Source organism: Kribbella orskensis (assembly GCF_004342085.1).
In the GTDB taxonomy this organism is placed as follows: domain Bacteria; phylum Actinomycetota; class Actinomycetes; order Propionibacteriales; family Kribbellaceae; genus Kribbella; species Kribbella orskensis.
The window spans coordinates 26,672-46,684 of record NZ_SLWM01000010.1; the positions used below are offsets into that span (position 1 = coordinate 26,672).

Sequence of the window (20,013 nt, forward strand, 5' to 3'; positions counted from 1 at the left end):
AACCCCCCGAGCCGCCTCGCCGCCCCGCGGACGAACCTGATCACTGGTCCGCCGGAGGGACGGAGAACCTGACGAAAGTCGGGGGTCGGTGACGCCGGAAGTCCGATGTGCCGCACCGCGCGGATTCCTAGGTTCGTAGTCACGCTCCGAACCAGGAAGGCTCCGTGTGATCACCCTCGAAGGACTCAGCAAGCGCTACGGCGAGACCCGTGCCGTCGACGCGCTCGACCTGACCGTCTCCCCCGGCCGGGTGACGGGCTTCCTCGGCCCGAACGGCGCCGGCAAATCCACCACCATGCGGATGATCCTCGGCCTCGACACCCCGACCGGGGGCTCCGCGCTCGTCGACGGACGCCCGTACTCCGCGTGGCCCGTCCCGCTCGCCAAGGTCGGAGCGCTGCTCGACGCGAAGGCGCTCCACCCGCGCAGGACGGCGCGTAACCACCTGATCGCGATGGCTCGCAGCAACGGGATCCCCGTCAGCCGGGTCGGCGAGGTGCTCGCGATCGTCGGGCTGGACACGGTCCGCCAGAAGAAGGCCGGCCAGTTCTCCCTCGGCATGGGTCAACGGCTCGGCATCGCGGGCGCACTGCTCGGTGATCCCGAGGTGCTGATGTTCGACGAGCCCGTGAACGGCCTCGACCCCGACGGCGTCCGCTGGGTCCGTCAGTTGATGCGCTCCCTGGCGGCGGAGGGGCGCACGGTGTTCGTGTCGAGTCACCTGATGAGTGAGATGCAGCTGACCGCCGACCAACTCGTGGTGATCGGCCGCGGCAAGCTGATCGCCGACGCCCCGATCGCGGAGGTGATCGCCGGCTCGTCCCGCACCACCGTCCGCGTACGAGTCCCCGTGCGCGCCGACCTCGCAGTACTGCGGGAGCGGCTTGCGGAGGAGGCCGAGCAGGTCGAGTCAGTGTCGGCGCCGGCCACACCCGGTCCGGACCAGCTGATCGTGACCGGGGTATCGGCCGAGCGGGTCGGCGACCTCGCGCACGAGCTCGGAGTACGGCTGCATGAGCTCTACACCGAGCGGCCGTCGCTCGAAGAGGCGTACATGGAGCTCACCGCGGACAGCGTCCAGTACGGCGTGGCGGCAGCCTCATGAGCGAGGCGATCCTGCACCTCACCCAGGAACTCATGTCGTCGTGGTGGGTCTATCTCGCCCTCTTCGGGTTCGCAGCGCTCGACGGATTCTTCCCGGCGGTCCCGAGCGAGACCCTCGTCGTCACGGCCGGTGTGTTCGCCGCGACGGGCGAGCCCAACCTGTACGGCGTGATCGCGATCGCCGCGGCCGGCGCCTTCGTCGGGGACCACGTCTCCTACGTACTCGGCCGAGGTGCGGGCGGTCGCCTGCTCGACCGCTTCGAGCCGGGAACCAAGCGGCACGCCATGACCGTCTGGGCCCGCAAGGCCCTCGCCGAACGAGGCGGCCTCGTCCTGGTGGTCGCCCGCTACATCCCCGGCGGCCGTACCGCGGTGACGCTCACGATGGGCGCGGTTCGCTACCCGGCGCGCAACTTCTCCCTCTTCGCCGGACTCGCGGCCATCTCCTGGGGCCTCTACTGCTCCCTCGTCGGCTACCTCGGCGGCAAGGCGTTCGAGGACAACCCGCTCAAGGGCGTCGCGCTCGGCATCGGTCTCGCGCTCACCGTGACGTTGATCGTCGAGGTCGTCCGGCACCAGCGCCGCAAACGCCGTACCCCTGAACCTCAGCTCGAGGCTGAGGCCGAACTGATGAAGGCAGGAGAAAGATGACCACGGCAACCATCACGGTCGGGCAGAGGTCGAGCCACGGCGGACTCGCGGGGGCGATCGCGTCGGAGTGGACCAAGGTGTGGTCGATCCGCTCCAGCTGGCTGAACATCGTCGCAGCGGCTCTGCTGACAGCGTTGCTCGGAGTGCAGTTCGGCTTCAGCACCGCCTACGACAACACCCACCTCCGGCCAGGACACGTTGCCGAGCAGACTGCCGTCGGCAGTGTCGGCGTGAGCGCGCTGATCATCGTGCAGGTGGTGGTCGCGGCCTTCGCGCTACTCCAGGTGACGTCGGAGTACTCGACCGGCAGCATCCGCTCCACGCTGCAATGGACCCCGGTACGTCGGAACGTGGTGCTCGGCAAAGCCGTCGTGCTCGGGCCGGTGTTGTTCGCCTACGGGTTGCTGCTCGGGGCGATCGCGGCGGTGAGCGGCGGACTCGCGATGGACGAATGGGCCGACTGGGACCTCGTCACGCTGGTGGTCGACCTGGTCTCGATCGCCGCCTACCTCACGCTCGGCGGTTTGTTCACCCTCGGGATCGCGTTCGTCATCCGGAGTACGGCGGGAACGCTGACGGCGGCGTTCCTGATGCTGCTGGTGCTGCCGATGATGCTCGGGCAGAGCAGTCTGCGCGCGCTGGTCTGGCTGGCGGCGCTGCTCCCCGGTGGAGCCGGCCAGAACTTCCTGTCCGGGTCGTCCGACCTGCTGTCCCCGACGCTCAGCTTCATCGTGCTCATCGCCTGGGCCGTCGGTGGACTGGCCCTCGGCCTCAGGATCCTTCAACGCCGCGACGCCTGATCCTCGCCGCACAAAGAAGTCCCCGGCCTCGAGATGTCGAGGCCGGGGACTTGTGCGCCAGGTCAGCGAGGGACGTTCAGGGCGATGGTCACCTGTTCGGCGACCTTGGCGGCCAGTTCCAGAGCCGCACGACGGGTGGCGGGCAGCAGGGCCTGGTGGTCGAGCGGGCCCTCGGCGGCGATGTGGGGATCGGTCGGGATGTCGACGACGGCGGCGGCCCGCGACTCGAAGTACGGGCGGAGCTGCTTCTCGACCTCCTTGTTCACATCGCCCGGACCGTTGCTCACGGCGATCACCGCACGCCTGATCAAGCGCTGCGCGTCCGGACCCTGGTGGTCGAGCTCTTCCAGCATCTGCACGGCGGCAGCGCAGGACAGGCTCTTCCACTTGAGCGGGATGACCAGAACGTCCGAGGCCTTCATCGCCTCGCGCCAGTTGCTGGAGCCCTCGTTGTTGCCGGTGTCGATCACCAGCACCTTGTAGAAGCGGCTCAGCAGGCGGTGGATCTGATCGAAGTCCCTGGCCTCGATCTGCGCGTACGTCGTGGTCGCCGACGTCAGCACGTCGTACTGACCCGAGACCTGGTGCCGCAGGTACGCGCCGACGTCACCGAGACGGGCATCCGGCTGGGTGAGCATCTGCATGGCCTGCAGCAGATCCGTCACGGTGGACCGGCTGTTCGTGTCGTGTGTGCGCAGGTGCATGTTGCCGCGCAGCTCGTTGTTGTCCCAGGCCACTACCCCGCCACCGCGGGCCTGACCGAGCGCACCGGCGAGCAGCAGCGTGGTCGGCGTCTTGCCCGAACCACCCTTGGGGTTGGCGATGGTGATCGTCACCGGACGCCGGAAGGCAGTCGCCGCAGTCGCCCGGGCGATCCTCTCGAGCCGCTCGGCCGTGCCCGGGCGCAACCGCAGGACACCGCGGACACCCTTCTCGGCCGGAGCTTCTCGAGGCAACGGCAGGGCCTGCAGCAGCTCGTCGGCTCGGTAGGACACCTGTCGGTCGGGCTGCGGCGCATGCTGGCCCGGGATGCCCTGCGGGAAGAAGTGCTGGGCGGCCGGCGACAGCTGCTGCGCCGTGCCGTGCGACTCGGCCCGCTCGGGCTCGGGAGCCTCTTGGATCCACGGGTCGGCGGCCGCCTGCTGGGCAGGAGCCGGCTGTGACCATGAGTCATCGGGGAAGTCCTCCGACAGAGCGTCAGGCTGAGCTTCCTCGGAGACGTCATGGTCTTCTTCGGGCTCGGGGTCGTGCGTGGCCCGGCTGCTCGGCGGTGGCGGCGGTGGCGCCGCGTGACTGGGCGCGGGAGGCTGGCCATTGGGATCCGGCTGGGTCCAGGACGGGGTCGGCTGCCACATCCTCCGGACCTCGGCGGCCGCCGCTTCCCGGTCCTTGTGCTGTCCGGAGTTGTGCGAGTCGGTCACGACCTAGATCCCCCGATTCTGTGAGAGGGGGCGGGGCTGCCGCTCCCCTGGGGTTTGCTGGATACATCCCAGGCACACTCCGCCCGGGAAGGCACCACTATCCCATGACCCGGTGTCCACGCGACGTCACCCGCCGGAGCGTCGTCCGGTCACCGGAATCCTGCCTGCCGGACGACCGGCCCATGACTGACAGCAACCGGCCAGCGGGTGCTCCCAGGCCATCAGTGCGTGACCAGGCCGGCTTCGTAGGCGACGATCGCGGCCTGCACCCGGTTCTTCACCTGGAGCCGGGTCAGGATCGCACTCACGTACGCCTTGACCGTTCCCTCGACCAGGAACAGCCGCCGCGCGATCTCCGCGTTCGACAACCCGGCCCCGACCAGCGAGAGCACTTCCAGCTCCCGGGGAGTGAGCGCGTCGACCTGCTCCTTGGCCGCCGCGGCCCGCGACATCCGTCCACCTCCGGAGCCCGCGCCGAGCTCCGCGATCACCCGCTGGGCGATCTTCGGGGACAGATAGGCGGCACCGTCGGCGACAGCCTTCAGCCCCGCGATCAACTCCCGCGGATCCCCCGACTTCAGCAGGAATCCGCTCGCCCCGTCGCCCAGCGCCTTCGCGATGTACGCGTCCTCGGAGAAGGTCGTCAGCATCACCACCGCCGTCTCCGGCACGGTCCGCCTGATCTCGGCGCCGGCTGCCAGCCCGTCCAGCCGCGGCATCCGGATGTCCAGTACCGCGACGTCCGGCCGGTGCCGCTGGGCCGCCTCGACGGCCTCCTGCCCGTCGGCTGCCTCGGCAACGACCTCGATCACGTCGTCCGAGCCGAGGATCGCGCGGACCCCGGCCCGGACCATCGCCTCGTCGTCGGCCAGCAACACTCTGATCATCGCGGCGTTCCCTCTTCCGTCGGCTCGACCGAACCCGTCTGGACGACGTCCTTCGCCACCAGTACGCCGTCCGCGAAGCACAACCGATAGGCATAGTTGGTCGAGAACGGCGCGTCCGGCCGGTAGTAGTGGCAGGACCAACTGTCAGCCGCCGGCAGTCTGTCACTGGGTGCGTCCAGCATCTGCATCGCCGGCAGGAGCGCCTCGACCTCCGCGACCGATTGCCCGAGCCGGACTTGCTCGTACTCCGACGGCCGCAGGATCGAGTTGTAGCCGACCAGCAGGTAGTAGCCGAGGGCAACCACACCGACCACCCCTCCGAGCAGCACCGGTGCCGCGATCACGGTGATCAACCCGCGCCGCGCGTTCCGGCGTACGGTGGCTCGTTCGTCCGCGGTGGCCGACTCGGCCGGTACTTCGGGCTCCGGGCGGCCGCCGGTCCGCGGGATCCGCGCGGACACCTCGAAGCCGCCGCCATCGGTAGCTCGTGGCCGGGCCGTCAAGGTGCCACCGACCAGGCGGACCCGCTCGGTCAGCCCGGCAAGTCCTCGCCCGGTGGACGGGATCGCGGTGGGCAGCGGCCGGGTGGCGCCTGTGTCGACGATCCGCACCAGCACGTGATCGTCGAGGTAGGAGACCGTCACGGTGACCTCGGCGCCAGGCGCATGCTTGCTGGCGTTGGTCAGGGACTCCTGGACGACGCGGTGGATCGCGCGGTCCACCATCGGCGAGAGTTCGCCGCTGAATTCCTGGACGAGCCGCACTGCCAGCCCGGACGCGGCGGCCCGATCGACCAACTCCCCCACCGTCTCCTGGCTCGGAATCACCGGCGCCTCGGCGTCGCCGTCCCGCAGTACGCCGATGATCTCGCCGAGGCGTTCCGTCGCCGTGGCCGCGGCCTCGCGTAGTTCCGTGGCCGCGCGGCGGTGCCGTTCGGGGAGGTCCGTGTCGACCTCCAATGCGGCCGCACGCAAGGCGATCAGGCTGAGCTCGTGACCGACCGAGTCGTGCATGTCCTCGGCGATCCGGGAGCGCTCTCTGAGTCTCTCCTGGTCGATCTCGAGCCGGTGCTGACGCTCGATCCGTTCCGCGCGATCCCAGCCCGCCGAGGCGAGCAACGCCTGCTGGGCGCGGTACCGTCCGATCAGCCACGGCATCACGACGAGCAGCAGGGACAGCAGCAGGATGACCAGCCAGTTGAGGATCACCTCGCCGGCCGAGACCTCTGGATGGAAGAGGAACGCCAGCACGAGCAGTCCGACCAGCTCACCGCTCGCCATCAGCACGAAATGCCGCAGTTGTGTCTCGCGGCGGCCGGACAGATAACTCAACGCGGAGATCGCGGGGATCAGCGCGATCTGGACCCCGTTCGTGGTGTCGAGGCTGACCGCGATGATCACCACCTGGGTCGCGATCACCAGGCTCAGCCCGATGATCGGCCACGAACGGCGCAGCAGCACGGCCGCCGCGAGGACGGCCAGGAAGATCGCCTGCATCCAGTAGGGATCGCTGCGGGCACCGCTCTCGATGATCACGAACAGGGCGAGCGAACTCCACAGTCCGAGGTCTCCAGCACGCTGCCAGTTCACAGCACGACGCTACACAGGCCGGTGCACCACCGCGTACTGCCGAAAGTCAGGAATCGGCCGCCCGACGGGGTGATCGGCCGCGGTGATCAATTGCGGTGGGCATCGACCGGGGCGGGATCGACGACCTCGAACGGCACGATCGAGAGCTTCGGCACCGACTCGCCGCGGAGCTGGGCGAGCAGCAGGTCGACCGCCTGACGGCCCATCTCGCGCTGGTTCTGCCGGACGTGCAGGTACGGCGCCCCCGAGATCGGGTCGCCCGGTGAGTCGAAGCAGCTGATCACCTGGTCCCGCGGCTGACCGAGCGCCCGGTCCAGCATCCTGGCCAGGTTGTACTCGCAGGCGACGAACGCGGTCACCTCGGGAACGCGATCCCGGAACGCCCGGATCTTCTCGAGATCGCTGAGAACGCTCTCCGGGGTGAACGAGCCGGGCAGCGTACTGCGCAGCTCCGTCAACTGGTGCGCCTGGTAGTTCCCCGGCTCACGCTCGGCGAACGCCGCCCGGAATCCCTCCAGCCGGTCCTCGATGCTCGACGTGTTGAGCGGCGGTGGCGAGACGAACGCGATGTGCCGGTGCCCGAGATCGAGCAGCCGCTCGGTCAGCGCCCGGGAGGCCGCGACGTTGTCCGTGTGCACGGCCGACACCGGGATCCCCGACAGGTGCCGGTCGACCAGGACCACCGGATACCCGTCGAGCACCTGCCGCAGCAGGCTCGCGTTGTAGAAGTCGCCGTGCACCGGGAAGACGATCAGCCCGTCCACCTCGCCGGATCCCACCAGCGACGTCACCGCCTGTTCCTCGTCGCTCTGCCGGCCCCGCGTCCGCCGTACGATCAGGTTCGCGCCTTGCTCGGCGCAGCGCTCCTCGATCGCGCAGAGCAACTCCAGCCCGTACGCCTCCGACACATCCGGTATGACAAGCGCGATCGACCCGGGCAGCTGGCTCCGCCGGGCCGGGCGGAGGGACCCCTTCAGCGGCGCGGTCACCCCGTCCAGATCGGGCAGGTGCTGGACCACGAACGAGCCCTTGCCGCGGATCCGATCGATCAACCCGGCCTCCCGCAGTACCTCGAGGGCGCGCTTGGAGGTGATCCGGCTGACCTCGAACTGCGCGGCGAGTTCCATCTCGGACGGCACCCGGTCACCAGGTCCGAGGGCGCCGCGGCGGATCTCCTCGAGCACGTGCGTGCTGATCCGTTCGTACAGCAGAGCCACGGGCGATCGCCTTCCTGGCGGGGACAGGTTGATATACCGTCCCAGCCCGCTCCCCTGAGGGCAAGAGGAGGCTCCGGCATGTTGACCTATATCAACCGTCCATCGGCGAGCGCGACCGACGGCATGCGTGCGGCCGGTGGTGGCGCGATCATCAACCTGGGTTCCACAGCGGGACGGCCTACACGGCGGCTGTCTTCCTTGCCGTTGTCCTCGCGTCTGCTGTCCTGGCGGCGATCCGGTCGGCGACGTACTTCGCGTCGCGGCCGGCGCCTCCGGTCAGCATCGACGCGAATGCGTATTGGAAGAGCAGACCCATGAAATACAGGCCCGGGATCGTCGTTGAGACGCCGCGTCGCTGGGCGGGCCAGCCGTCCTCGCCGACAACTGGTCCTTCGATCCAGTTGAAGTCCCGCCGGAATCCGGTGCACCAGATCACGTTCTCCACGTCCATAACCTTGCCGTCGGCCATCAGCGGCAGCCCGTCCCGGACGCCGGCCATCTTGCCCTCGATGCGCTCCACGCCGGCCGCGGCCAGATCGGCGGACTTCACCCGCAGCAACGGACCACCCTCGTTGCGTACTTCGGGCTGCATCTTCCGGCCGATCGGGGTCCGCTCGGTCAGCACGTGGTTGGCGGCGAACCAGAGCACCTTCATGATCTGGTGGGCCGGCTTTCCCTCGAGCTTGAACGGGATCTCCCCCCGGGACGGCCCGCACAACGTGGTGCGGTGGCCCGCACGGACGATCTCGTGGGCGAGGTCCGCGCCGGAATGGCTCGCGCCGACCAGGAGAACGCCGCAGGGCAGCAGCTGCGACGGATTCCGGTACTCCGACGAGTGGAGCTGCCGGATGCCCGGATCCAGCTCCGCGGCGAAGTCGGGCGTGTACGGCAGGTGCTGGCCACCCGTCGCCACGACAACCTGGCCTGCCTCGAACTCCTGCTCCCCCGCGGACACCACGAACCGACCGGCCTCCCTGCGAACGCCGTCCACATACACGCGCGGTCGCACCGGCAGCCGGTGCTCCGCGACGTACCCCTCCAGGTAGTCCGCCACCTGTCTGCCGGTGGGGAATTCGAACGGCTTCGCAGGGAATCGCCCGCCGGGCAACGCGTCGTACTTGGCCGGCGTGTACAGGCGCAGCGAGTCGTAGCGTCGGCGCCAGCCGTCCCCGACCCGGCTGTTCTCGTCCAGGATGACGAAGCTCTGGCCACGCCGGGCTAGGTGGTAGCCGAGTGCGAGTCCGGTCTGCCCTGCCCCGATCACGACGGTGTCGATGTGCTCTCGGTCGCCCGATTGGTTGCTCATGGTGTCTCCCCCTTGTGCGGATGACACCGACCGTAGGAGCGAACCGCCACCCACCGCGTCGACCGAACTACCCAAATTCGCTCAGGCTGGCATGGGTAATCCTGCCCACCGCGGTCAGACCAGGTCGTGCTCGTACGCGTAGGCCGTCGCCGCGGCCCGCGAGGTCAGGTCGAGCTTGGCGAAGATGTTGCTGACATGCCGGGCGACGGTCTTCTCGCTGATCACGAGCTTCGCGGCGATCGCGCGGTTGGTTGCACCAGTCGCGAGCAGCACCAGTACTTCGATCTCCCGCGCGCTCAGCCCGTAATGACCGGGAGAAACGGCCGGTAGGCCCGACAGCTCCGCCCCGAGCTGTTGGAAGATCTCCCGGGCCGCATCCAGCTCGAGCTCCGAGCCCTCGTCATCACCGAGCTCGCGGCAGGCCAGCGCGAGGAGGACCCGGACCCGAGCCGCGTCGTACGGTGCGTCGAGTTGTTGCCAGCCCGTCAAGGCCGTCCGCAGGTGGGTGAGCGCTTCCCGGCCGTTGCCTTCAGCAAGGAGAACGGCACCGGCGCACTGTGCGGAGACGGCGTGCAGGAACGGCTTGTCCACCACAGCGGCGATCCCCGCGAACTCGTCGGCGAATACGCGTCCGGACGCGGCGTCACCGCCGGCCAGCACAATCTCCACGGCCGCGGGAAGCAACCGCGCTCGCTCCAGCTGGTCCGCTGCCTCGTCGATCGCTCGCCTGATCCCCGTTGCCGCCGCATCCTGGCGCCCTTGGGCGAGCCGGAGCAGAGCGAGCCCGGGATGTGGTTGCCGACCGCATTTGTTCGCGAGCCGGTAGAGATCCTCGGCCTCGGTCCACTCGCCCCGGAGGCGATGCAGTTCGGCGAGCACGTAGTGCGCCATACCGACGGCGTCCTGACCGGGTGGATCCGACAGCCGCTCCGAAGCACGCTGCGCCTGCTCGATCGCGTCGGCCCAGGCACCGTGGAACTGCAGCAACTCGGCGCGGTGCACGAGGCACTGCCCGCGGTACGGGACCACGTCCGGCCGCAGCTCGCACCACTGGCTCAGCGCAGCCGTCCACTCCTGCGCCCGCTGGATGTCGAAGGCCTCCTGACAAGCCCAGATCACCGCGCAGTACGCGAGCCCCGCGATGACCGGAGCCACTTCGTCAGCGGTGACCGCGACCATCACCTCGTCCAGCAGCGCGATCGCCCTGCTGGGCTCGCCGAGCATCCAGCTGGCCTGTGCCTGACCGAGCGTCGCCAGGGCGACCAAGGTGGGATCCTCGAACCGCTGCCCGACCTGCGCCGCTTCCAGCGACATGCCGTACCCTCCGGCCGGGTCGCCGAGCCCCATCGACTGCTGCGCTGTGGCGGCGAGCACGTACCCGCCCTCAACGCAGTCCAGGCCAGCCACCAGCCGTTGAGCCCGTGCCAGCCACCCGCCGCCGCGAGCATGCTCTCCGGCGTTGAACAGCTGGAACCCGAGCCATAGCGCGCACCTGGCGGCCCGCGCGGAATCACCCGCCTCCAGCGATGCGCCGTACGCCCGGGTCCAAGCATCGAGGCTCTCCGCCTCCCGCCCGAGCAGGTGCGCCGTAGAGCCCAGTCGCTCCAGGTCCTCGGCCGTGAGCGGACTGTTGCGGTCGGCGGCCGACAGCGCGAGGAAGCAGTCCGTCCACTCCTGCCGAATGAACGACTCGCGACCCACTGCGACCTGATCCATGACCCTTCTCAGTATCCGCACCACCCGGCCCCAGTGAAGCGCTCTTTGCCGGCTAGTTCCGGACGAGTTGGCGGGCAAAGCTGTCCGAGGACCCTGTGGTGCTGCCAGCATTCGCGCATGAGTCTGACTCGCCCGGCGGTCCCCGCGTTCGCTGCTGCTCCTGTGGCTGCGGTGGCTGTTGCCCTGGCCGCTGTGCTCACCGCCCTCTCCGGGCGCTACGGGTTCCATCGGGACGAGTTGTACTTCCTCGTCGCCGGCGACCACCTGGCCTGGGGTTACGTCGACCAACCGCCGCTGACTCCCCTGCTGGCCAGGATCTCGACGGAGATCTTCGGCAGTACTCCGATGGGCCTGCGGGTGATCTCCACGATCACCGGCGCCGCCACCGTCGTGGTCGTCGCCCTGATCGCCCGGGAGTTCGGCAGCGAGCGGCGCGCGCAGATCCTGGCCGCGGTCTGTGCCGCGGTGTCGGGGTTCGTGCTGGGGGTCGGTCACATGGCGTCGACCGCGACCTACGACCTGCTCGCCTGGATGGTCATCAGCCTGTTCGCGATCAAGCTTCTCCGCACCGGCGACGGACGCTGGTGGATCGCCCTCGGCCTGGCGACCGGCATCGCCCTGCAGAACAAGTACCTCGTCGTACTGCCCCTCGCCGCACTCCTGATCGCAGTACTGATCCTGGGGCCTCGGTCCGTACTGCGGAGCTGGTGGCTGGTCGTCGGCGTTCTGGTGGCCGCGGCGATCGCCGCCCCGAACCTGTGGTGGCAGGCCGCGCACGACTGGCCGCAGCTCACCGTCGCCGGTGGGATCAGCGAGGACGACGGCACCGAGAACCGGATCATGTTCATCCCCCTGCAGATACTGCAGTTGTCACCGTTCCTGGTGCCCATCTGGATCGCCGGCTTCCTCCGCCTCTGGCGCACCCCGGCCCTGCGTTGGGCAAAACCCGTCGCCCTGACGTACCCCGTGCTCTGCGTCCTCGTACTGGCCCTGGGCGGCAAGTCGTACTACGCCCTGCCGCTGCTGCTGGTACTCGTCGCAGCGGGCTGCCAGCCCACGGTCGACTGGGTGACCGCCACCCGCCGACGCACCTTCCTCGCCGTCGGGCTTGTCCTCACCGCCCTCACCTCGGCGCTCTTCACCCTGCCGGTGCTCCCCGCATCGGCCGTCAACTTCGTCCTCCCCGTCAACCAGGAGCAAGGCGAACAGATCGGCTGGCCCGAACTCGTCGACGACGTCGCCAATGCCTGGCAGCAGATCCCCGAGGACCAGCGATCCCGCGCAGTCATCTTCGCCGGCAATTACGGCGAAGCCGGCGCCCTGGTGAAGTATGGCCCCGCCCACGGCCTCCCGGCCCCCGCTTCCGGCCACATGAGCTTCTACGACTGGTCCCGCCCCGCCGACACCCAGACCGGCCCGGTGCTTCTGGTCGAACTCGGACGCAACCCCGGCTACGAGAGCAACTTCAACGACTGCAACCAGGTAGGCACCGTCGACAACCGCAAGGGAGTCGACAACGAGGAACAAGGCACCTCCCTCGTCCTCTGCGCCTCCCCCAAATCCCCCTGGTCCCAACTCTGGCCCAACCTCCGCCAGTTCTACTGATCTCAGCCCTACCTACGATCGACGCCATGCTGCCGATACATGTGACGGTGTGGGATGACGGTGATGCCTCGGCTGACCAGGTCATCCTGGTCCACGGCACGTTGTCCTGGGGGTCGCAGTCGTTCGCGCAGCAGCGGCCGCTGGCTCAGCATCGCCCGTTGCTGGTCGTGGACCGGAGGGGCTTCGGGAACAGCCCCGACACCGCAATGAGCGACTACGACGTCGACGCTGCCGACATCATCGCCCTGATGGACAGGCCCAGCCACCTGGTCGGCCACTCGTACGGCGGCGTGGTGGCCCTGCTGGCCGCAGCGCGCTGCCCGGACAAAGTCGCCTCGCTGGCCCTGATCGAGCCGGCAGCGCTTGCCGTCGCAAGCTCGGTCCCCGTCGTAGCCACAGCCCTCGAAGGCAACCGCCGCTACATGGGTGCCGCCTCGCAGTCGATGTCGGCGGAGGACTATCTCCACGTGGTCCATGGCGACCACCCAATCCCTTCGCCGTACGAGTTCGCCCTCCGAGCGGCCCACACAGCCCTCCACGAACGCCCCTGCTGGGAAGCCGACGTCCCGCTCGACCCCATCCGCTCCGCGTCCTACCCGAAGCTGGTCCTGGCCGGCACCTGGGAGACAGCCCCACCGGACTACCGCGCCGCCACCGGCGAAGCCCTCATCGCGACCTCGAAGTACGTCGCCATCCAAACCGGCGCCCAGTTCACCCAGATACCCGGCGCGGACCACTCTCCCCACCAGCAACGCCCCGACCAGGTGAACCCCCTCCTCCTGACCCTCTGGACCCAGCCACCCAACGATCCCGACCACGCCCAGTAGCGCCCGCTGACCCAGCTGACCGGTAGGTCCAGGCCTGCCCGCACGAGAGCGGAGGGCTCACCCACTCGGGATGACGACATGGCTGATCGAGGCTGGAACTGTTGGCCGCGTGTAAGGGTGCGGCTGGCCTGGTCGAACCATTTCGGGTACCCGGGTCGAGATCACGCAGGGGGCTGCCGTTCGGGCGCACACATCGGTTTGTTTCGGATCGGGAGGGGTCGGCGGATGAGCGACGTAGTCACCTACAGCGATGGGCAGCCGTTTCCAGGGGTGATCGGGCGGACGGCGGATGAGTCGAGCCCCGCCTGGCCGACGCCCCCTCGGGCGCCCGAGGGAGCACCCAACGTGTTGATGTTCGTGCTCGACGACGTCGGGTTCGGGCAGTTGTCGAGTTTCGGCGGTCTGGTCGAGACTCCCGTCCTGGACCGGTTCGCCGACAACGGGCTGCGCTACACCAACATGCACACAACGGCCCTTTGCTCGCCCTCGCGCGGCGCCATCCTGACGGGGCGGAACCACCATTCCCTGGGGTTGGCCACGATCGCGGAGACGTCCACCGGGTATCCGGGCTACAACGCCATCCTGCCGTTCGACAAGGGCATGTTGAGCGAGATGCTCCTGCCGCACGGCTACAACACGTTCCTGGTCGGCAAGTGGCACCTGTCGCCGCCGGAGCACGAGACGCCGGCCGGGCCCTACGAGCGTTGGCCGCTCGGCCGAGGGTTCGAGCGTTTCTACGGCTTCCTGGGCGGCGACACGAACCAGTGGTACCCCGAGCTCGTGTACGACAACCACTCGATCGAGCAGCCCGCCCAACCGGAGGACGGCTACCACCTGAGCGCCGACCTGGCCGACAGGGCGATCGAGTTCATCCAGGACGCCCACGTCAACGCGCCGGACAAGCCGTTCTACCTGCACTACTGCACCGGAGCCGGCCACGCGCCGCACCATGTCTCCAAGGAGTGGGCCGACAAGTACAAGGGCAAGTTCGACGGCGGCTGGGACGAGTACCGCCGGGTGGTCCACGAGCGCCAGCTGGCCATGGGCATCCTCCCGGCCGGGACCGAGTTGTCCGCGCACGACCCCGACGTTCCCGAGTGGGAGACGCTTTCGGAGGATGCGCGGAAGGTGTTCGCGCGGATGATGGAGGTGTACGCCGGGTTCCTGAGCTACACCGATCACGAGTTCGGACGGGTCGTCAGTTTCCTGGAGGAGATCGGCGAGCTCGACAACACCTTGTTCCTGCTCATCTCCGACAACGGCGCGAGCTCGGAGGGCGGACCGGTCGGATCGCTCAACGAGATGATGTTCTTCAACAACGTTCCGGAGTCGATGGAGGAGAACCTGCGGCGAATCGACGAGCTGGGTGGCCCCAACGTCTTCAACCACTACGCCTGGGGATGGACCAACGCCGGCAACACGCCGTTCCGGCGCTGGAAGCGGGAGACGTACCGGGGCGGCACCACCGACCCGTGCATCATCTCGTGGCCCGACAAGATCACCGCCCGCGGTGAGATCCGCACCCAGTACGGGCACATCATCGACCTGGTGCCGACCGTGCTCGACGCCCTCGGGATCACACCGCCGGCCACGATTCGCGGCGTCACGCAGGCACCGATCGAAGGCGTGAGTTTCGCCCACACCTTCAACGAGGCCGAGGCCCCGACCCTGCACCACACGCAGTACTACGAAATGTTCGGCCACCGGTCCATCTACCATGACGGCTGGCGCGCGGTCTGTCCCTGGCCCGGCCCGACCTTTACCGAGGCCGCTCAGAAGGGACGCCACTACGGCAGCCCGATCGACGCAAAGGTGCTCGCCGACATCGAGGCCAACAGCTGGGAGCTGTACGACCTCACCACCGACTACTCGGAGACCAGGAACGTGGCGGCCGACCACCGCGACAAGGTGGTCGAGATGATCGGTCGCTGGTGGGCCGAGGCGGGCAAGTACAACGTGATGCCGATCGACGGCTCGATGCTGCAACGGATCAACGTCGAACGTCCCACCATCGCCAAGCCACGTGACCGCTTCGTGTACTACCCCGGGGGATCGCCGGTGCCGTTCTCCGCAGCGCCGAAGGCCTACAACCGGGCCTTCAGCATCAGCGCCGACGTGCAGATCACCGAGGCCGGCGCCGAGGGCGTCCTCGTTGCCCACGGTGGCCGAGTAGGTGGCTACTCCCTCTTCGTGAAGGACAACAGGCTGCACTTCGTCTACAACTTCCTCGGACGCGACTTCTTCACCATCAGCTCCGACACGGAAGTGCCCGTGGGTGAGGCGTCCCTGCGCTACGAGTTCGAACCCACCGGCAAACCCGACTTCACGGTCGGAAAGGGCGTACCCGCGATCGGCCAGCTGTACATCAACGACAAGCTCGTCGGGGCGGTCGACATGCCGCACACGGTCCCGAACATCTTCAGCTCCGAGGGCCTCACCTGCGGTCACGACGGCGGCAGCCGCGTCGCGCCGGACTTCTACCACGATGACTTCGCCTTCACCGGCACCCTCAAGCGGGTGACGATCGACCTCTCCGGCGAAGACCTCATCCCCGACAGCGAGACCGACCTGAAAGTCGCCATGGCCCGCCAATAGGCGAACAAGGGCTGAAAACGACGAGAGCGGGACTCGGCAGGTGCCGGGTTCCGCTCTGAGGTGCAGATTCCAGGGGGTGCGGGTGGCGAAGCCCCCGCTCGGCGGGGCGAAGCCCCCGCACAAAATAAGGAAGCGGCCAGGCTCACGCTGTCCGTGAGCACAAGCCGCCTGTCGATTCCGTGGGCGATACTGGGTTCGAACCAGTGACCTCTTCGGTGTGAACGAAGCGCGCTACCACTGCGCCAATCGCCCGGATCTGTTGTTCTCGATGTTGCACTGTGTTGCCGTGCGGGTGAAACCATAGCGCATTGATCCGCGACGTACGAATCGGGCCGGGCTACTCTGTCTGCAAGACGGAGACCCCGTCGCGTTGGAGACATGACTGTGACTTTCTCGCACGACACCGAGCACGCGCTCGCCACGCTGGTCCGACTCGTCAACACCCTGCCCGGACCCAGTAGCCAGGTCGACACCATGGAGACGCTCGAGGACCTGGAGAAATTCGTCCACGAGCGGGAGTTCAGCGCGGTCGGGAACCTGACGGACACCGATCTGCAGGACGTCCGCGACCTGCGGCCGCTGTTCGCCCCGGTCTTCACCACCGACTCCGACGCCGAGGCCGCCGCGATGATCAACGCGATCGTCGCCCGCGGGACCACCACGCCACGGCTCACCAACCACGACGGGCACCCTTGGCACATCCACTACTCCCGGGACGGCGCGTCGCTGACCTGCCGGATCACCGTCGAGTGCGGGATCGCGCTCGCCCAGGTGATCTCGGCCGGTGAGCGCGAGCGCCTGCGCCGCTGCGAGGCGCCGGACTGCGACGACGCGCTGATCGACCTGTCACGCAACCGGTCCAAGCGGTACTGCGACGCCCGGACCTGCGGCAACCGCTTGCACGTCGCCGCCTACCGCGAACGCCGCAAGTCCGCCGGCGAGTAGCCGACCAGGTACGCCGAGCGCCCCCACCGCTCGGCGTACTGCTGCCGTACTACGCGCCGCGGGGTGATCTCGTACTGTGCGCTGCCGCGTGGGGCGCTCGTGGTGCGGTCGCCGCTTCGGTGGGTTACGGGTCGAGGTCCTCGGCGGAGCGTGCCGCGAAAACCTTGGCCACGGCCGCGGTGACTTCGCCCGGGGCGGCCAGGTCCCGGTCGTCGGCCCGGTGGATGGCCTGGACGTCGCGGGTGGTGGAGGTGAGGAAGATCTCATCCGCCTCGGCCAGGCGGCTCAGCGGCACGTCCCGCTCAACCGCGCCGAACCAGGCGATGACCAGATTCCGGGTGACTCCGGCGAGGGCGCCCGACTCGAGGGTCGGCGTGACCAGTTCGCCGTCGAAGACGCAGAAGATGTTCGAGCCGGTCCCCTCGCAGAGGTTGCCGACGGTGTTCGCGAAGATCGCCTCGCTCCCGCCGCGCGCCTTCGCATACGCGAGCGCGCGGACGTTCTCGGCGTACGAGGTTGTCTTGAGGCCGGCGACGGCGCTTCGCTCGTTGCGGACCCACGGGACCGTCACGATCGCCGAGCTCGACGCGGGCTTCTCGATCGCCTGGGACGCGACGATCAGCGTCGGACCGGCCTTGCCGCGATCGGAGGACAGCGGCGAGACTCCGCCGGTGTACGTGATCCGCAGGCGGCCGAACGAGATGTCCGGATCCGCCTTCACGACAGTGGCGATCGCGTCGCGCACCTGCGCCAGGTCCGGCGCCGGCAGTCCCAGCCCGGTGGCCGAGACGACCAGCCGGTCGAGGTGCTTGCTCACCGCGAACGGTTGCCCGTCCACGATCTTCAGCGTCTCGAAGACCCCGTCACCGGTGGTCAGCCCGTGGTCCAGCGGCGAGATGGCAGCCGACTCGTCCCGCAGGGCGCCGTTCAGCCAGATGATCATCAGTACTCCTTCCAACCGGGAGACACCCTATGCCGCCACCCCGCAGATCCGTCGCCGCAGGCCCACCTCGCTCTCGGAGGCCTTGTGGTGCAGGCGTTGCGTGACGGGTTGATGACCATCGGTGGGACGAAAGGTGACCCCCGTTTTTGAACTCCAGCGAGGATGGGCTAATGTTCTTCTCGCGCCGAGGGGAACGAAAACCCGGTCGCAACGCGGACGTAGCTCAGTTGGTAGAGCGCAACCTTGCCAAGGTTGAGGTCGCCGGTTCGAACCCGGTCGTCCGCTCGGAGAGGGTTCGGCAGGCCAGCTTTCTCACTTGGTGGAGTGGCCGAGAGGCGAGGCAACGGCCTGCAAAGCCGTGTACACGGGTTCGAATCCCGTCTCCACCTCGAAAACCCTTTTGATCTAGGACGATTGGCGCAGCGGTAGCGCGCTTCCCTGACACGGAAGAGGTCACTGGTTCGATCCCAGTATCGTCCACGTAGTCGATAGGCGAGGTGTGCTCACGGATAGCGTGAGCCGTCTCGCCTACGTCATTTGTGCGCGGCTTCGCCGCGCGTAGCGGGGGCTTCGCCACCCGCACCCCCTTGTCTGTGGCTGGTGCCGTCGCCCGGCTATCCCCTCTGGCTGGTGCCGTCGCCCGGGGTTTCTACTGTGGCTGACGGACGCCCCGCCCTCGGTTTCGTGCACAAGGTGGGGGCTCGAACACCAAGTCGGGACCTCGGACACGAAATAGCTCGTCCCAGGTCCCCACAACCGTCCCCCGGTCCCCACAACTGCACGGGCGCGGCTGGTGGTGTTGCCGGCTTCTGGCTGGTGATTCGCCTATCAGGTGAGCCAGGTGCCGTTGACCATCACGTCTCGGTTCGGGATCTCGTTGACCTCGCGCCAGGCTTGGATGCGGTCCGGGGTCACACGGAAGTACAGGTATGGGCTCTTCAGGGCTCTGGGGTCGAAGCCGGACTTGGTGGCGAAGGCGTCGCCGGTTTCCTGGGTCAGAGCTTCGGGGTTCAGGACTTCGACGGTGCCGGTGATGAGGACTACGTCTCGGGTTTCGCCGATGGACAGGTGCACCAGGGGGTTGGCCTGGAGGTTGCGGCTGGTGGGGTTGTTCTTGGCCGTGGAGAGCAGGAGGGTGCCGTTGTCCCAGAGGAACGACAGGGGCATCAGGTACGGCGTACCGTCGGCTGAGGCGGTCGACACCCAGGCGTCGACGTCGGTCTCCAGGCGATTCAGGGTGTCCTGCCGGCGAGCCTCGAGGCTCCGGGGCGCGGGGTCTGTCACGAGTGCTCTCCTCGGGGTGTGGTTCTGCAGTGTCACATCTGCGGGGTTCGCTCCGTCACCCCCATGACGGATGCCGAACCGAAGGTGTGACCGTCGCCGGATGAAAGAGTGATTGCCATGCGCGAAGACGACTGGCTCGCGGCCCGTTTCGAGGAGAACCGGGATCACCTGCGGGCAGTGGCCTACCGGATGCTCGGATCGCAGCAGGAGGCCGAGGACGCGGTCCAGGAATCGTGGATCCGGCTCAGCCGGTCCGACCCGGCCTCGATCGACAACCTCGGCGGCTGGCTGACCACCGTCGTCGGGCGGATCTGCCTGGACATGCTCCGCCTGCGCCGGTCGCGCCCCGAGCAGGCCGTCGGGGAGCACTCCCCCGTGCTCGCCGACCACGAAGTACCGGATCCTGAGCTCGAAGCGGTACAGGCCGACTCCGTCGGGCTCGCTCTGCTCGTAGTACTGGAGACGCTCACGCCGGCCGAGCGGCTCGCGTTCGTCCTGCACGACATGTTCGCGATGCCGTTCGACGACATCGCGCCGATCGTCGGGCGTTCCCCCGCCGCCGCGCGGCAGTTGGCGAGCCGGGCTCGCCGGCGCGTGCAGGGAAATCCGGACATCCCCGAGGCCGATTCCAGCCGGCAGCGGGAGATCGTCAGCGCGTTCCTGGCCGCCTCGCGCAGCGGGGATTTCGAGGCATTGCTGGAGATGCTCGATCCCGAGGTGGTTGTGCGGGCGGACGAGGCGGTTGCAGCCCGGGGTGCGGCGTCGCTCGTTCGTGGCGCCGCGGCGGTCGCCGAGCACTTCTCGGGTCGAGCCCTGGCGGCGAGGCTCGCGCTGGTCGACGGACTCGCTGGTGCTGTGTGGGCGCATCGCGGCGTACCGCAGGTGGTGTTCGCGTTCACGATCTCCGAAGGCCGGATCGCCGAGATCGAAATGCTCGGCGACGACGACTACCTGGAGCAGGCAGAGCTCACGATCATCGAGAAGTAGTGCGCTGCCGGTGCAGCGATGGGTCCGGAAACTCGGGCATCAGAGGCATTCGCATTACTGGATCGCGGATGGTTCGAGCGGGTCCGACACGCAGGTTTGCAGTGGTGCTGGTGTGACGTCTGTGGCACTTTTCCCG

General features: G+C 68.3%; 16 protein-coding genes and 4 tRNA genes. 11 read left to right on the forward strand and 9 right to left on the reverse strand.

The genetic code is table 11. The features are described 5' to 3' along the window. Nucleotides 1–166 precede the first annotated feature (166 nt). Genes EV644_RS24920 through EV644_RS24930 form a run of 3 tightly spaced genes read left to right on the forward strand, consistent with a single transcriptional unit; the run spans nucleotide 167 to nucleotide 2,555 of the window. A complete protein-coding gene (locus EV644_RS24920) occupies nucleotides 167–1,105 on the forward strand; it encodes an ABC transporter ATP-binding protein (protein WP_132191154.1) in 939 nt (312 codons plus the stop codon). Next, nucleotides 1,102–1,755: a DedA family protein gene (locus tag EV644_RS24925; RefSeq protein ID WP_132191155.1), complete on the forward strand. Its 654-nt coding sequence runs from the start codon at nucleotides 1,102–1,104 to the stop codon at nucleotides 1,753–1,755. Before EV644_RS24920 ends, EV644_RS24925 begins: the two co-directional genes overlap by 4 nt. After that, nucleotides 1,752–2,555 carry an ABC transporter permease gene (locus EV644_RS24930; RefSeq protein WP_132191156.1) on the forward strand — a complete coding sequence of 268 codons (804 nt, stop codon included), beginning with the start codon at nucleotides 1,752–1,754 and terminating at the stop codon, nucleotides 2,553–2,555. The genes EV644_RS24925 and EV644_RS24930 overlap by 4 nt, the downstream gene beginning before the upstream one ends. Nucleotides 2,556–2,617: 62 nt before the next feature. Here the strand turns inward: EV644_RS24930 and EV644_RS24935 are convergent, their stop codons facing one another. The 6 genes from EV644_RS24935 to EV644_RS24960 all read right to left on the reverse strand — a co-directional run bounded on the left by EV644_RS24935 (nucleotide 2,618) and on the right by EV644_RS24960 (nucleotide 10,691). Next, nucleotides 2,618–3,976 (reverse strand): MinD/ParA family ATP-binding protein, encoded by a 1,359-nt coding sequence (locus EV644_RS24935; protein ID WP_132191157.1) that lies wholly within the window; start codon nucleotides 3,974–3,976, stop codon nucleotides 2,618–2,620. A gap of 221 nt (nucleotides 3,977–4,197) precedes the next feature. Then, nucleotides 4,198–4,863 carry a response regulator gene (locus tag EV644_RS24940; RefSeq protein WP_132191158.1) on the reverse strand — a complete coding sequence of 222 codons (666 nt, stop codon included), beginning with the start codon at nucleotides 4,861–4,863 and terminating at the stop codon, nucleotides 4,198–4,200. Next, complete coding sequence (locus tag EV644_RS24945; RefSeq protein ID WP_132191159.1) at nucleotides 4,860–6,452, reverse strand: sensor histidine kinase; 1,593 nt, start codon at nucleotides 6,450–6,452, stop codon at nucleotides 4,860–4,862. Before EV644_RS24945 ends, EV644_RS24940 begins: the two co-directional genes overlap by 4 nt. 86 nt (nucleotides 6,453–6,538) lie before the next feature. Further along, nucleotides 6,539–7,669, reverse strand: coding sequence for a GntR family transcriptional regulator (locus tag EV644_RS24950; RefSeq protein WP_132191160.1), 1,131 nt, complete (start codon nucleotides 7,667–7,669; stop codon nucleotides 6,539–6,541). Nucleotides 7,670–7,847: 178 nt separating this feature from the next. Continuing rightward, entirely contained in the window at nucleotides 7,848–8,975 is a 1,128-nt protein-coding gene (locus tag EV644_RS24955; RefSeq protein ID WP_132191161.1) for a flavin-containing monooxygenase, read from the reverse strand. A 114-nt stretch (nucleotides 8,976–9,089) separates the two neighbouring features. Then, a complete protein-coding gene (locus EV644_RS24960) occupies nucleotides 9,090–10,691 on the reverse strand; it encodes a LuxR family transcriptional regulator (protein WP_132191162.1) in 1,602 nt (533 codons plus the stop codon). 117 nt (nucleotides 10,692–10,808) lie between these two features. On the opposite strand from EV644_RS24960, the gene EV644_RS24965 reads away from it, so the two are divergent. The 3 genes from EV644_RS24965 (at nucleotide 10,809) to EV644_RS24975 (ending at nucleotide 15,718) form a co-directional block, all read left to right on the forward strand. Continuing rightward, complete coding sequence (locus tag EV644_RS24965; protein WP_132191163.1) at nucleotides 10,809–12,296, forward strand: ArnT family glycosyltransferase; 1,488 nt, start codon at nucleotides 10,809–10,811, stop codon at nucleotides 12,294–12,296. Nucleotides 12,297–12,322: 26 nt separating this feature from the next. After that, nucleotides 12,323–13,123, forward strand: a complete 801-nt coding sequence (locus EV644_RS24970) for an alpha/beta fold hydrolase (protein ID WP_132191164.1) — start codon at nucleotides 12,323–12,325, stop codon at nucleotides 13,121–13,123. A 225-nt stretch (nucleotides 13,124–13,348) separates the two neighbouring features. Continuing rightward, a complete protein-coding gene (locus EV644_RS24975) occupies nucleotides 13,349–15,718 on the forward strand; it encodes an arylsulfatase (protein ID WP_132191165.1) in 2,370 nt (789 codons plus the stop codon). A gap of 180 nt (nucleotides 15,719–15,898) precedes the next feature. Here the strand turns inward: EV644_RS24975 and EV644_RS24980 are convergent. Further along, a tRNA-Val gene (locus EV644_RS24980) sits at nucleotides 15,899–15,970 on the reverse strand. A 126-nt stretch (nucleotides 15,971–16,096) separates the two neighbouring features. On the opposite strand from EV644_RS24980, the gene EV644_RS24985 reads away from it, so the two are divergent. Further along, nucleotides 16,097–16,663, forward strand: a complete 567-nt coding sequence (locus tag EV644_RS24985; RefSeq protein WP_132191166.1) for a CGNR zinc finger domain-containing protein — start codon at nucleotides 16,097–16,099, stop codon at nucleotides 16,661–16,663. Between the two features lie 124 nt (nucleotides 16,664–16,787). Here EV644_RS24985 and EV644_RS24990 read toward each other — a convergent pair whose 3' ends face one another. After that, on the reverse strand, nucleotides 16,788–17,606 hold the full coding sequence (locus tag EV644_RS24990; RefSeq protein WP_132191167.1) for an aminotransferase class IV: 819 nt from the start codon (nucleotides 17,604–17,606) through the stop codon (nucleotides 16,788–16,790). 212 nt (nucleotides 17,607–17,818) lie between these two features. Between EV644_RS24990 and EV644_RS24995 the strand changes: the two genes are divergently transcribed. The 3 genes from EV644_RS24995 (at nucleotide 17,819) to EV644_RS25005 (ending at nucleotide 18,086) form a co-directional block, all read left to right on the forward strand. Further along, a tRNA-Gly gene (locus EV644_RS24995) sits at nucleotides 17,819–17,891 on the forward strand. Between the two features lie 33 nt (nucleotides 17,892–17,924). Beyond that, a tRNA-Cys gene (locus EV644_RS25000) sits at nucleotides 17,925–17,995 on the forward strand. Nucleotides 17,996–18,014: 19 nt separating this feature from the next. Next, nucleotides 18,015–18,086 (forward strand) — tRNA-Val (locus EV644_RS25005). A gap of 348 nt (nucleotides 18,087–18,434) precedes the next feature. Here the strand turns inward: EV644_RS25005 and EV644_RS25010 are convergent. Then, nucleotides 18,435–18,890: a pyridoxamine 5'-phosphate oxidase family protein gene (locus EV644_RS25010; protein ID WP_132191168.1), complete on the reverse strand. Its 456-nt coding sequence runs from the start codon at nucleotides 18,888–18,890 to the stop codon at nucleotides 18,435–18,437. Nucleotides 18,891–19,007: 117 nt separating this feature from the next. Between EV644_RS25010 and EV644_RS25015 the strand changes: the two genes are divergently transcribed. Beyond that, complete coding sequence (locus EV644_RS25015; RefSeq protein WP_132191169.1) at nucleotides 19,008–19,877, forward strand: sigma-70 family RNA polymerase sigma factor; 870 nt, start codon at nucleotides 19,008–19,010, stop codon at nucleotides 19,875–19,877. Nucleotides 19,878–20,013: the final 136 nt, after the last annotated feature.

Coding starts and splice junctions, on each gene's coding strand:
- EV644_RS24925 (WP_132191155.1), top strand. CDS start 1,102: ATGAGCGAGGCGATCCTGCACCTCACCCAGGAACTCATGTCGTCGTGG.
- EV644_RS24930 (WP_132191156.1), top strand. CDS start 1,752: ATGACCACGGCAACCATCACGGTCGGGCAGAGGTCGAGCCACGGCGGA.
- EV644_RS24940 (WP_132191158.1), bottom strand. CDS start 4,863: ATGATCAGAGTGTTGCTGGCCGACGACGAGGCGATGGTCCGGGCCGGG.
- EV644_RS24955 (WP_132191161.1), bottom strand. CDS start 8,975: ATGAGCAACCAATCGGGCGACCGAGAGCACATCGACACCGTCGTGATC.
- EV644_RS24960 (WP_132191162.1), bottom strand. CDS start 10,691: ATGGATCAGGTCGCAGTGGGTCGCGAGTCGTTCATTCGGCAGGAGTGG.
- EV644_RS24965 (WP_132191163.1), top strand. CDS start 10,809: ATGAGTCTGACTCGCCCGGCGGTCCCCGCGTTCGCTGCTGCTCCTGTG.
- EV644_RS24970 (WP_132191164.1), top strand. CDS start 12,323: ATGCTGCCGATACATGTGACGGTGTGGGATGACGGTGATGCCTCGGCT.
- EV644_RS24975 (WP_132191165.1), top strand. CDS start 13,349: ATGAGCGACGTAGTCACCTACAGCGATGGGCAGCCGTTTCCAGGGGTG.
- EV644_RS24985 (WP_132191166.1), top strand. CDS start 16,097: ATGACTGTGACTTTCTCGCACGACACCGAGCACGCGCTCGCCACGCTG.
- EV644_RS24990 (WP_132191167.1), bottom strand. CDS start 17,606: ATGATCATCTGGCTGAACGGCGCCCTGCGGGACGAGTCGGCTGCCATC.
- EV644_RS25015 (WP_132191169.1), top strand. CDS start 19,008: ATGCGCGAAGACGACTGGCTCGCGGCCCGTTTCGAGGAGAACCGGGAT.